Origin of the sequence: Pseudoalteromonas sp. SCSIO 43088 (genome assembly GCF_023650795.1) — a bacterium.
Taxonomy (GTDB): Bacteria; Pseudomonadota; Gammaproteobacteria; order Enterobacterales; family Alteromonadaceae; genus Pseudoalteromonas; species Pseudoalteromonas shioyasakiensis.
In genome coordinates, this window is record NZ_CP072675.1 from 3,851,951 (window position 1) to 3,865,000 (window position 13,050).

Sequence of the window (13,050 nt, forward strand, 5' to 3'; positions counted from 1 at the left end):
AATATAAATGGCAAGTGAATGATCGTTAACCTACACAGCTTTATTTTGATCTTCATCACCAACACGCTAAGCTATTGGCAAATATAACCATGAAAATGCCCCATGAAAGAGTTTAATAGCCTCGACAAGTCCTTACTCGAACAACGAAAAAATACCCATGAAATTTGCCGTTTATTTGCCAAAAGCCCGAGTAAAGGCAATTTAAAACGACTAAAAGGCATGTTTGCTCACTGTGGCGAACAGGTTGTTATTGAAGCGGGTTTTCATTGTGATTATGGCAGTGGTATTAAAATAGGTGATCGAACCTTCATAAATATTAACTCTACTATGCTCGATGCACCGCTAACTGATGCGCAAATTACGATAGGCGATGACTGCTTAATAGGCCCTAATGTGCAAATACTCGCGGTATCGCATGCAGTAAACCCAACCGAACGTTTAGCAAAAGCTAACTTTGCAGCACCGATTAGCATCGGCAACAATGTATGGATTGGTGCAGGCGCTATTATACTTGCGGGTATTAAAGTTGCTGATAATGCCGTGATTGGCGCAGGGGCAATAGTTACCAAAGATGTCGCGGCAAATACCCTAGTAGCAGGTAACCCTGCGGTGAAGGTTAAAGAACTTTAACCCTATATTTACGCTAAAGCACGTGATACGTAGGTCGTCATTTATGGCGACAAAGAATACATGCTAACGCGCTAAAGCACGTCCTACCGTAGGTCGTCATTTATGGCGACAAAGAATACATATTAACGCGCTAAAGCACGTCCTACGTAGGTTGTCATTTATGGCGACAAAGAATACTTACTAACGCGCTAAAGCACGCCCTAAGTAGGTCGTCATTTATGGCGACAATCAATCACAAGAAAACAGAATTCCAATATGGATAACTACCTAAATTATCAACTAGTTTTTTTCGCAAAGGGTTTGCTGCGATATATCTGGCTACAGCTATTCTACTTTCTTCTTCACGTAGTGCATGGTCATAGTAAGCAGGTTGCCATACCGTTTGAGAAAAACAACGTATATTGTTTATCTCTCTAGCAGAAAGACCTTTTAGATGACCAACTGTTTTACCCAAGCTACTATCGCTAAGCCTTAATAAACCATGAAAATGATCGGGCATAAGCACCCAAGTTAACCAGCAGCATTGATGCAATAGTTCATTTATTTCAATACACCTACAAAATACTTTTGCTAAGTTATGATCACTGAACAGTGCTTTTCTGTTATGGCAGTTGAACGTTATGAAATATTCACCTGATTGAATTGAAACTCGTCCTTTCTTTAAATGGCTCCAGCTCATGAAAAATCCTTTTTCACAAAATTGTAGAACATTAAATATAGTAGATTAACGCGCTAAAGCACGTCCTACCGTAGGTTGTCATTTATGGCGTCACATTTAAAACTAAAAAAGCCCAGCTGTATTGCTGGGCTTATAGTTGGGAGTTAGTTAACTGTTATTCATATCTTAAGATAAGTGATGGTCTGGTGCTTGCGGCCTTAAAGGCTAAGCTTGCAACGGTAACCCAAGTAATGGCGGCCACCGCGACGGCGGCAACTAAATACACCCATACAGCTTGTTCAATGCGGTCATTAAAGTTTGCTAACCAATCACCTACCAACAAGTAAGTCACTGGATACGCAATAGCAATACTTACCGCCACCAGCACTAAGAACTCTTTAGCAATGATATTTACGATACTGATGCGAGATGCACCTAGCACTTTTCGAACAGCCACTTCTTTTTGACGACGCACTGTTGCGAACGAAGCCAAACCAAAGGTACCTAAACAAGTTAAGAACACAGCAAGACCGGTAAAGATTAAAACCACATTCGAAATTCGCTCATCACCTTTTAACAGGGTTTTGTAGTTGTCTGCGAGTAAGTTAATTTTTGGCTCATAGATATTGGCTGAGCTTGCTAATACTTCAGCGATCTGAGCTTTAATGTAAGGCAAGTTTTGCTGATCAATCGTTAAAATTAGTTCTGATACTGGTGATAAAAAGTTAAAGCCACATAAGAACATAATATTTGAGTTGGCATCTTTAGCATTACCTACTTTTACATCTTCAACCACACCCACAACACGCATATCTACGCCGCGACCTGAGTCTTTAATTACCTTACCGATAATGTCACTCATGTTAGTGTAACCCGCTTGCCTTGCAACAGATTCAGTCACAATGGTGCCCGTACTTGTTACTCCATTTGCACGGCTTGCCCAATCACCAGCAAATTCACGGCTAAAGTCACGTCCAGCAACCAGTTTTAATCCTAGCGTTTTTACAACATCGTAGCTTGCGCCAACAACAGGCGTTAAGCTGCCAGACGCTTCACCATTTGGCCAAGTTGGCATAAGTGTATTATTGATTGAAACAGTTAAACGGGTATCAATAACAGTTGTTTGCTGTACACCTTGAATTGCACTAATACGGTTAACTAAGGCATTTTTTTCTTTTGTGAATACTTCGCCTACAGGTAGCTCTGAAATAACCAATCTTTGTGTTGTTTCATAGCCTAAAGGTAAGCTTTGTAAGTAAGTTAATTGCTTTAACAAGGTAATAGAGGCAATGATTAAACCTATTGCTAGTGAAGCCTGTAAGGTTAGTAAGCTCTTACGAACCCATATTGCAGTATTACCACGCTGTAAGTCTCCACTTAAAACGCGTTTTGCACTGAATGACGAAATAAAGAATGCAGGATAAAGCCCAGCTAATATGCCCACAGCAATTGCGACCACAATAATGGCAATGCCAAATTCAGAGGCATAGTTTACTGCTAACTCTCGGTCTACTAGTTGATTAAAACTTGGTAAAAATAGCTCCACTAAAGCACATGCAATCACCATTGAAAGCATTGATACCAACACAGATTCAGATAAAAACTGCGTTACTAACTGGCCTTTACTTGCGCCAAGCGCTTTACGCACACCCACTTCTTTTGCACGTTTCGTCGATTGAGCGACGGTCATATTAATGAAGTTAAAACCTGCAATAAGAATAAGTAACACGCTTAAACCAACGCAAATCATAACCACTTGTTTAGCGCCACCCGCTTTCATCTCAAACGGTGATTTAGCCGTTAAGTGCAAATCAAGTAATGGATGCAGCTCTAAACTAACTTGATCCAGCATCGAACCACTAAAAAAGCGCTCTGTTAAGGTTTTAGCTAATGCATCTGTATCGGTGCCCTCTGCTAAACGCATATAAACATAACTACTGTTGATGTTTATATCGCTTGGATCATGCTTAACATAAACAAGGTTTTTAAAGGCAAAGTGAGTGTTATCTGCTAAGTCTGCAAACACAGCACGCACTGTGTACTGTCCTTGTTCATGCGTAAGTGTTTCACCAATCACATCGGTGCGACCAAAAATGCGCAGTGCTTCTGACTCACTTAAAGCAAGGCTGTCTGGTGTACTCATTGCTGTTGTTAAGTCACCCGCAATCGTCTTCATAGCAATAAAGTTTTCAATATTTGCTGTAGCACCATATAAGGCATTTAACTTATAGCCTTGGTTGCGGTAACTCACATCAACCATGGCTTCACGGGTCAGCTCGACCATAGTTAATCCGAATACTTCTTCAACTTGGCTGTAATCTTCGGCCTGCTTTGACTGCACATAATTAAAAATAGGCACCACAGATAAACCGAGTTTTGAGAAGTCCTGGCCAACGCGATAAACACGCTCAGCATGTGGCTGTTGGCTATCGTACGAAAGCTCATTTTTTGCAAACAACGCAACTAGAATTGCCGCAGCTAAGCCCACACTTAAACCCAGAACATTTAAAATAAAGTGCTGTTTTTGGTTTTTAAACGCGCGCAGCGCGGTGATCAAATAACTTAAAATCATGTTATGCCACCTCTGCTGTTTGTTGAACACGGTTAGCTTTATCTACCATCACTTGGCCATCAAGTAAGCGCACTAAACGGTCAGCATAATTGCCTTCTTTTTCTGAGTGAGTAACCACAATTACCGTCGTACCTTCGCGATTTAGCTCACGCAGCATCGCCATGACTTCATCACCATTTTTTGAATCAAGGTTACCTGTAGGCTCATCCGCTAAGATAAGTTTTGGATTAATCACCAGTGCTCGGGCTACCGCTACACGTTGCTGCTGACCGCCCGATAGCTGCTGCGGTAAGTGATCTGCTCTATGGTCGATTGCAACACGTTTTAAGATTGCGTCTACTCGCTGCTTACGTTCACTTTTTGAGATGTTTTGATACTGTAGTGGCAGCTCAACGTTTTCAAATACTGTTAATTCATCAATTAAGTTAAAGCTTTGGAAAACAAAACCAATTGACGCTTTTCTAAGTGCCGCTAATTGTTTTTCACCAAACCCTGCGATGTCTTCACCTAAAAATTCAAAACTGCCTGCTGATGGCGAATCCAACATACCTAAAATAGAGAGTAATGTTGATTTACCACAGCCAGATGGCCCCATAATGGCAAGAAACTCGCCTTCGTTTACATGTAAGTTAATGTTATTAAGCGCTGTTGTTTCAACATCTTGAGTACGGAATACGCGTGATAAGTTAGTTAATTTAATCATTGTTTTTATCCTTAAAATTGTAGTTGTTGTGCTTTATCAAAGTTGCTGTAGCTAGAGGTGATCACGCGATCTCCGGCGCTTAGGCCACTTAACACTTCATAATAGTTTTGATTCTTTTTGCCAAGGCGAATATCTTTTCGTACTGCACGATTGCCATCTTTTTCCATGACATAAACCCAGTTACCCCCTGAGCTGGTAAAAAATGCGCCGCGTTCAAGTAATAAAGCAGTGCCCTTGCTATCACCTAGCATCAGCTGCACATCAAGGCTTTGCCCACGTTTTATGTTGCTCGTGCCATTGGGTAAATCGACTTCAACCTGAAACTGTGATTGCTGAACACGGCTATCAATTTTGCTAACTGTTGCCGCAATTTCGCCTTGCTCGTGTTCAATAAGCACTTGCATACCTGTTTGAACCTGGCTCAGGTAAAACTCATCTAGTCTCACAACTAGCTTGTATTCATTAGGAATATCAATCTGCCCTAGGCGAGCACCACGGCCTTTTGATTCACCAATTTCAACATCAAGTTCACTTAAATAACCATCGGCAGGTGCTGTTACGAGTAAGTTTTCAAGGTTCTTACGCGCAAACTGAAGGTTTTTCTCTAACATGTCGGCACTGTCTTTTAACTGGGCTACTTGAACTTCACGAATGCTGTTTTCTTGCTTTTGACGCTCAAGGGTTAGTTCTTTTCGAGCTTTGTAATACGCTAAGTCTTCTTGAATTTCAGATAATTGCTCTTGTGCTAACACACCCGTTTTCACTAGCGGCTGAGTTTGTTTTAAGCGACGCGATAAATGCGTAATTTTAAGATCGATTTCAAGCAAATCACGACGTAAGTTTAAACGGCTGGTTTCCATATTCATTTGCGTGTTACGTAAAAAGTTAAGCTGCTCAGTCACCTGTGCTTCACGACTCATTACATCAAGCTGCAAATTGGTATTGCTTAAACGCACAAGTGGTTGGCCTTTTTTAACAAACTCACCCTGCTCAACAAGTCGCTCTTCGACTTGGCCTCCGGCAATGGTGTCGAGGTAAATAGTAGTGCGAGGCATAACCTGACCACGAAGACTTAAAGCATCAACAAACTCACCTTGTTGTACTGTGCTAATCGTTAAGCTTGTCGCGGTTACTTGCTGACTACGACCTGTTTGCTCAGTTTGTGTGAAACCATAAGCTGCTGCCGCAACAGCTAAACATGCTGCTGCAATTACTGATTTCTTAAAAAATGCTTTGTTATTTGAGCGTGTAATTTTCTTATCCATGTTGACGCCTTTAAGTTATCTAGGTGCTAATTACCTATAGATAAAACAACTCTTGTGCCAACTTTTATTTTTATTAAATTACAAGGACTTATACAAAAATCAATACGATTGCATATAATCAAGTGTCCGCTTATAGAACACTTCAAAACCCATATATCGTCCATAAATGGACACTGTTACTATTTTCAATTAGTCTTAGTGTTCCCATAAAGGAATAATAATAAATAGCTATGAAACAAGCAGGATCAATTCTTATCGTCGATGATAACCCCGACGTACTCATCGCCGCACGATTACTTTTAAAGCAGCATTATCAGGTTGTAAAAACCACAGATAACCCCTTTGATATCGAAGGTATCATTAACGCACAGCATGAAGCGGATCAGGCTATAGATGTTGTGTTACTCGATATGAACTTCACGCAAGACTCAATTAGTGGCAAAGAAGGATTCTACTGGCTAAAAAAGATCATGAGCCAAGACGCTAACATTGCGGTACTGCTTATGACGGCCTACAGCGATATTCAGCTAGCTGTCGAAGCAATTAAAGCTGGTGCCTCTGACTTTATTGCCAAGCCTTGGCAAAATGAGCAATTACTCGGTGCTGTAGCGGCGGCATTTTCACACGCTAAAGACAAACAGCAAGTTGGTAAGCTCACAAAACAAAAGCAAGCCTTGCAGCAGTCAATCGGCAATCAACCATTTGAGTTTTTAGGCCAAAGTGATGCCATGCAGCAGGTTTTTTCGGTTATCGACAAAGCAGCCAACACAGATGCCAACATATTGATCAGTGGCGAAAGTGGCACAGGTAAAGAACTCACTGCCCATGCAATCCACAATGCAAGCCTGCGCCAAAGCCAACCCTTCATAAGCCTAGACATGGGCTCACTAGCCGAAAGCCTGTTTGAAAGCGAACTATTTGGCCATAAAAAAGGCGCGTTTACCGGCGCGAAAGAAGATCGCATTGGCCGATTTGAGCTGGCCCATGGTGGTAGTTTATTTTTAGACGAGCTAGGTAATTTACCGCTTAACCAACAAGTTAAACTGCTCGCAGCACTACAAAACAGGCAAATAACACCGGTTGGTGGTTCAAAAGTCATCGATATTGATATTCGTTTGATCTGTGCAACGAATGAAAACCTCGAACAAGCAGTTACTGAAGGCAAATTTAGGCAAGACTTACTGTACCGTGTTAATACCGTAGAGATCCGTTTGCCAGCTCTGCGCGAGCGCAGTGAAGACATTCCATTACTGTGTAACTACTACTTGCAGCACTTTGCACATAAATACAAACGTGAGCTCTCGATTGCGGCATCTGATATGACACGTTTAAGTCAGTATCATTGGCCAGGCAATGTCCGTGAACTTGCGCATGCAATTGAGCGAGCAGTCATCCTCTCAGAAGGCTCAGAGCTCGATATAAGCTCAGTGCTAAGCTCACCAAGTGCTGCTGTTAGTACAAGTGAGCTCTCTTCAAGCGCCACTGACTACGACACTTTTGATCTCGAAATCATCGAGCAAAGAACCGTTCGTGCAGCTTTAAAGCATTTTCAAGGGAACGTGAGTCATGCAGCTAAAGCCCTCGGCCTAACACGCGGAGCCATGTATCGTCGTTTAGAAAAATACGGACTGTAATCGATGCGTAATTTTATTAGCTTAGCCTGCCTATTAGCTGCATTAATTGGTTTATCAATAGCTTTGTTTTGGCAAGTAGAGCAAAGCGGGTTTTCTGCAATTTCGGCACTTTTAGTTATTTTAAATTTGGTATGTGCCGCGCAAATTTTTAATTTATTTAAACGCCAAACAAGGCGTGCAGATATGGTGTTTCGCGCTTTAGCGAATGGAGACAGCACATTAGGCTTTGGCGACCAACACCCTATGCAGCAGCAATTTGAGCAGGTTAAACAACAAATTCAGGCTGCGCGTTTTAATGCAGAGCAACAAGCCCAGTTCTTACAAGCGCTATTAATTCATATCGATTTAGCAGTATTAGTATGTGACGAACAAGGCACTATTATTGAAAGCAATCCGGCGGTCAGCCGTTTACTTGGACAAGCTGTAAAGCACATCGATGATTTAGGTGTAATAGCCAACCTAGTCCAAGACGCAAAGCAAAATAGCCGTAATACCGTGCCATGGCAAAATGGTGAGCAGCACGATACGTTATCTGTGCAGATCAGTATTGCCGAAATCCAAGGTAAAGTTCGTAAAGTGATCAGTTTGCAATCGATTCATGATCAGCTGCAATTAAAAGAGCAACAAGCTTATAAGCGCCTTACCAAAGTACTAACCCATGAAATTGCTAATTCGATTACGCCACTTTCTTCTTTAGCACAAACTTGTACGGCACTGCTGCCAACTGAGCTTAGTTTTGATGATCAGGAAGATAAACAAGACTTGCAACTCGCCCTAACAACACTCGCATCACGAACCGAGCATTTAGGAGAGTTTATAGCGCAATTTAAAAAGGTTAGTAGCTTACCCGCCCCACACTTACAGCCACATATTCTGGCCGATCTTGCCAAGCAAGTTGTTGCTTTGCACTCACAACAGGCTAAGCAGCTTAATATTACGTTGAATTTGTCGGTGCAAAGCCAACAGTTAGTAATGATAGATAGAGGCCAAGTTGAACAAGTAATAATAAACCTGCTTACAAATGCCATTGATGTCCTTAAGCAGTTAAATAGTCCAGAGTCAGCAAAGTGCATTGAGGTAAGCATTGCACAAAATGCTAATCAGCAACTGTATTTAGAGGTCAGCGACAATGGTACAGGTATCAGCGATCATGTGATCGAGTTGATTTTTGTGCCATTTTTTACTACCAAGCAACAAGGTTCAGGAATAGGCTTAAGTTTATCGCGCCAGATCATGCTCAATCATGGCGGCGATCTGGTTTATATCAAACGCCAGCAAGGAGCCTGCTTTCGCTGCGTGTTCGGTTAACTTACATAGTTAGAACACTTACTTACAATTTGCTAAGGCGCTGTTTGGTATCATGTACCCATTAACGTTTAATGGACTAACCAATATGCGATACCTCGCCTTAGCACTGTTTTCTTCACTTGCCTTTATTCCTACAAAAAGCTTTGCTGGTATTTATGACAGCCCAGATATGAACCTGTTTGTTAAATCAGAGCATAATAGTACTGATTCAATCACCTCAGCCGGCATCGAAGTTATGGCTAAAAATAACTACAGTAATTTCGGCGCAGCATTTACAACGGCACTAGGCTCAGCAGAAGTATTTACTAAAAAAGGTGATCGGGAGACATTTCTCACCTTAGATAGCGGCATCAAATTTGGCTATTTCAGTGACTTTTTTGTCTATGGCGAAGTGGGCTTAGATTTAATTGAGCTTGCCGTATACGACGACCGAGATGACCACGACTACAGCGACCGCTATGATGACGACCACAATAATATTGATGGCTATGTCGGTGTGGGTATGGGCGTGGACTCAAAGCCATTCAGAATAGAGATCTATGCCAGAGCCCGAGAAATAGACAGCCGCTATTGGGAAGCACAAAACCATGGTTATGCTGGGTTACAAGTTAGTATTTCGTTTTAATTTCAATTGGGTGAGTAAGTTAGCGAGCTGTTAATCTAATGGTCATTTTTAGCTCACCCTATGTTAAGCTTAGGCGCTTTAGTTTACCCGCACCTAAGTTAACGGAGTATTTTAATACGTGTTTTTAAATCGATTTTTAGGCCTTGTTGTTGTTTCTTTTATTGTAACAGGCTGTCAGACTGCCCCTGAGTCACTTCCCGAAAAGAAGCCCATCATCAAAGCTAATCCAGGCACTGTGGTTGCAGAAGCTAAAACAGCACAAGTAGACGCGGTGACACCGCTCAAACCAAGTGAACTTGATGACGTATGGCAGCGTATTCGCATTCAACTACAGTTTAGCGATTCAAGTCACCCAGATGTGCAAAAGCGCATTGCTTGGTACCTTACTCATCCAAATTACATGGAAGAAATAAGCCGCCGTGCAGAGCCGTATTTGTATCATATCGTTACAGAAGTAGAAAACCGTGACTTACCAATAGAACTCGCTCTAATGCCGCTTATAGAGAGCGATTTTGATGCCAGTGCCTATTCGCACAAACATGCATCGGGTTTATGGCAACTCACCCCCTCAATCGCCAAATACTTTAAAGTAAAAATTACCCCTTGGTATGATGGTCGCCAAGATGTGATCGACAGCACCCGCGCAGCTTTGGATTTTATGGAATACCTTTATAAACGCTTTGATGGCGATTGGTATCATGCTATTGCTGCCTACAATATTGGTGAAGGGCGTGTATTACAGGCAATTGCTCGTAATAAAAAACAAGGTAAGTCGACGGACTTCTTTAGCTTAAAGCTACCATCGCAAACCAAACAATACGTGCCTAAGTTACTGGCCGCAGCACAATTATTAAAACACCAAAAAATGATATTCCCTGCCATTAAGAATGAGCAGGCTATTGCGACCTTACCAGTAACTGGTGCAGTGATCTTGGCAGACAAAGCGAAATGGCAAGAGCTTGAAGAGCTGAACCATGGCGTTATCCGATATCCCGCGGTGATTGATGCGCCACATATTGTGGTCCCAAAAGATCAGCAGGCAAGTTATCAAACTCTATTAGCTAACCAAAAAAGCAATGATTATAGCCAGTGGCAACATTACACAGTAAAGCGCGGTGATAGCTTAAGTGTAATTGCAAAGAACTATAAAGTAACAGTTAGCCAGCTGAAAACCTTCAATAACCTAAAAACAAACACCATTCGTATTGGTCAAAAACTGATATTACCGCAATTGGCTGATCAACAAATCGAGTATAAGGTGAAATCTGGCGATAGCCTTTGGAAGATAGCAAAGCAATACAAAGTCAGTATCACTAAACTCAAACAATGGAATAACCTTTCAAGAGATAGCTTAAGAGTGGGTGAAAAGCTCACCGTATTTATCTCAAATAGTTAATACCAAACCAGGGAGTTTTACTCCCTGTCTCTTTTATCTATCCAATTAAAGTTGTATCTTTATTAGTCTATAAAAACAACAATTAAAAATTATGGATAATCAGCAACAGGACGTAAGCTGTTCAACCGTTAAATCAGAGCAAGATTCTAACGTTGAAGAGCAAACAAAGACCACCCAGCAAAACACTCAACAAGCCAGCAATCAGCGCAAGGCATGGTTTACCAACGAGCGGCTAAACCTATTTCTAGCACTCTGTGCCATTATTATCTCCGCAGCCTCCTTTTATGCCACTTACTTACAAGCCAGCGCCGCAGAACGACAAGTAAAAGCCGCAACCTGGCCATGGCTCGAAGTAATGACGGGGAATTTTAATGAAGAAAAAAATCAATCTGAAATCACCTTTGTACTCACTAATTCAGGATCAGGACCTGCGATAGTAAAGTATGTGAAGTATCTTTATAACGACCAATCATATTTAGATATCTATAAAGTAATTTCTGCATGCTGTTTTGATACACAAGCATATGAAACACAGCTACAAACTCTGCAAGATGACTCTCCCGACATAAATATTTTCGAAGCATTTGGCTGGATTATGACGAGTGCCAGTGATAACCGGTTACTGGCATCTGGCAGTAAACTTAAACTTTTTGGTTTCAAGCGAACGGGATTTAATGAAACTCAATGGGACAAAGTAAACAAGCAACGTAATAGCATCAAAACCGAGATCTGCTATTGCTCTTTACTAGAACAATGCTACCTAAGTGATGGCCGTGGTGATGTGAGAGAAATACAGCAGTGTGAGTGACACCGAGCTATCAGCTTTCAGCCGTCAGCGATCAGCCGCGCGATGTGGGTGTTTGGTGCTGCGTCTTCCTCTGCCCGAGGTTCTAGGTAAAGTGTCCTTGTAGGAATGGCTTTAGCCATGAATGTTTTGCTAAGGTCTAGATTCGGCACTGAAGTGCCTCCTACGGGGTTTGTTGCTGTGGGTGACTCTGTGCTAAACAACCACACAGTTCAACTTTACCCTTGCTAACTTGTAACTCGCTAACTCATGTTGGGTTTCGCTCCGCTCTACCCAACCTACCTGGCTGAAAGCTCCAAACGCAAAAAAGCCCGACTCTTTCGAATCGGGCTTTCTCTTATTTGGAGCCTGGCGATGACCTACTTTCACATAGCAGCTGCTACACTATCATCGGCGCTGTTTCGTTTCACTACTGAGTTCGGCATGGGGTCAGGTGGGTCCAAAACGCTATTGTCACCAAGCAAATTTGGTTTTAATTCGCTCTTTTGAGCAAATTAATAAATCTGGAAATCTGATATCAAGTAAATGTCTACTTTAGTCTCTTAACTTCTGTTCGTTACGCTGTCATAAAACGCGTTTGGCGTTGTATGGTTAAGCCTCACGGGTAATTAGTACAGGTTAGCTTAATGGCTCGCACCACTTCCACATCCTGCCTATCAACGTTGTAGTCTTCAACGGCCCTTCAGAGACTTTAAAAGTCTAGTGAGAACTCATCTCGAGGCCTGCTTCGCGCTTAGATGCTTTCAGCGCTTATCAGTTCCGAACGTAGCTACCGGGCAGTGCCATTGGCATGACAACCCGAACACCAGCGGTTCGTTCACTCCGGTCCTCTCGTACTAGGAGCAACCCCTCTCAATTCTCAAACGCCCACGGCAGATAGGGACCGAACTGTCTCACGACGTTCTAAACCCAGCTCGCGTACCACTTTAAATGGCGAACAGCCATACCCTTGGGACCGACTTCAGCCCCAGGATGTGATGAGCCGACATCGAGGTGCCAAACACCGCCGTCGATATGAACTCTTGGGCGGTATCAGCCTGTTATCCCCGGAGTACCTTTTATCCGTTGAGCGATGGCCCTTCCATTCAGAACCACCGGATCACTATGACCTACTTTCGTACCTGCTCGACGTGTCTGTCTCGCAGTTAAGCTGGCTTCTACCATTACACTAACCGTACGATGTCCGACCGTACTTAGCCAACCTTCGTGCTCCTCCGTTACTCTTTGGGAGGAGACCGCCCCAGTCAAACTACCCACCAGGCACTGTCCGTAACCCCGATTAGGGGCCAACGTTAGAACATCAACACTACAAGGGTGGTATTTCAAGGACGGCTCCACAAAGACTAGCGTCTCTGCTTCAAAGCCTCCCACCTATCCTACACATGTAGGGTCAATGTTCAGTGCCAAGCTGTAGTAAAGGTTCACGGGGTCTTTCCGTCTAGCCGCGGGTACAC

At 42.5% G+C, this 13,050-nt stretch carries 10 protein-coding genes and 2 rRNA genes (1 of these 12 running past the window's edge); 6 read left to right on the plus strand and 6 right to left on the minus strand.

Going from position 1 to position 13,050, the window contains the following annotated elements:
* The first annotated feature begins 102 nt into the window (after positions 1-102).
* Entirely contained in the window at positions 103-630 is a 528-nt protein-coding gene (locus J8Z28_RS17675) for a sugar O-acetyltransferase (RefSeq protein ID WP_062566382.1), read from the plus strand.
* 232 nt (positions 631-862) lie between these two features.
* On the opposite strand, the gene J8Z28_RS17680 is transcribed toward J8Z28_RS17675, so the two are convergent.
* The 4 genes from J8Z28_RS17680 to J8Z28_RS17695 all read right to left on the minus strand — a co-directional run bounded on the left by J8Z28_RS17680 (position 863) and on the right by J8Z28_RS17695 (position 5,828).
* On the minus strand, positions 863-1,309 hold the full coding sequence (locus tag J8Z28_RS17680; RefSeq protein WP_082710967.1) for an REP-associated tyrosine transposase: 447 nt from the start codon (positions 1,307-1,309) through the stop codon (positions 863-865).
* Between the two features lie 154 nt (positions 1,310-1,463).
* On the minus strand, positions 1,464-3,860 hold the full coding sequence (locus J8Z28_RS17685) for an ABC transporter permease (RefSeq protein WP_062566383.1): 2,397 nt from the start codon (positions 3,858-3,860) through the stop codon (positions 1,464-1,466).
* 1 nt (position 3,861) lies between these two features.
* A complete protein-coding gene (locus J8Z28_RS17690) occupies positions 3,862-4,563 on the minus strand; it encodes an ABC transporter ATP-binding protein (protein ID WP_062566384.1) in 702 nt (233 codons plus the stop codon).
* An 11-nt stretch (positions 4,564-4,574) separates the two neighbouring features.
* On the minus strand, positions 4,575-5,828 hold the full coding sequence (locus tag J8Z28_RS17695; RefSeq protein WP_054552245.1) for an efflux RND transporter periplasmic adaptor subunit: 1,254 nt from the start codon (positions 5,826-5,828) through the stop codon (positions 4,575-4,577).
* A 230-nt stretch (positions 5,829-6,058) separates the two neighbouring features.
* Here J8Z28_RS17695 and J8Z28_RS17700 point away from each other — a divergent pair, with 230 nt between their 5' ends.
* The 5 genes from J8Z28_RS17700 (at position 6,059) to J8Z28_RS17720 (ending at position 11,599) form a co-directional block, all read left to right on the plus strand.
* On the plus strand, positions 6,059-7,462 hold the full coding sequence (locus J8Z28_RS17700) for a sigma-54-dependent transcriptional regulator (RefSeq protein WP_062566385.1): 1,404 nt from the start codon (positions 6,059-6,061) through the stop codon (positions 7,460-7,462).
* Positions 7,463-7,465: 3 nt separating this feature from the next.
* Complete coding sequence (locus J8Z28_RS17705; RefSeq protein WP_062566386.1) at positions 7,466-8,770, plus strand: sensor histidine kinase; 1,305 nt, start codon at positions 7,466-7,468, stop codon at positions 8,768-8,770.
* 85 nt (positions 8,771-8,855) lie between these two features.
* Entirely contained in the window at positions 8,856-9,395 is a 540-nt protein-coding gene (locus J8Z28_RS17710; RefSeq protein WP_156426500.1) for a hypothetical protein, read from the plus strand.
* Positions 9,396-9,513: 118 nt separating this feature from the next.
* Positions 9,514-10,791 carry a LysM peptidoglycan-binding domain-containing protein gene (locus J8Z28_RS17715; RefSeq protein WP_062566387.1) on the plus strand — a complete coding sequence of 426 codons (1,278 nt, stop codon included), beginning with the start codon at positions 9,514-9,516 and terminating at the stop codon, positions 10,789-10,791.
* A gap of 91 nt (positions 10,792-10,882) precedes the next feature.
* Entirely contained in the window at positions 10,883-11,599 is a 717-nt protein-coding gene (locus J8Z28_RS17720; protein WP_062566388.1) for a hypothetical protein, read from the plus strand.
* A gap of 343 nt (positions 11,600-11,942) precedes the next feature.
* Here J8Z28_RS17720 and rrf read toward each other — a convergent pair.
* Together rrf and J8Z28_RS17730 are read right to left on the minus strand one after the other, a co-directional pair.
* Positions 11,943-12,057 (minus strand): 5S ribosomal RNA (gene rrf / locus J8Z28_RS17725).
* 126 nt (positions 12,058-12,183) lie between these two features.
* Positions 12,184-13,050: ribosomal RNA gene (locus J8Z28_RS17730) — 23S ribosomal RNA — on the minus strand (it continues 2,016 nt past the right edge of the window).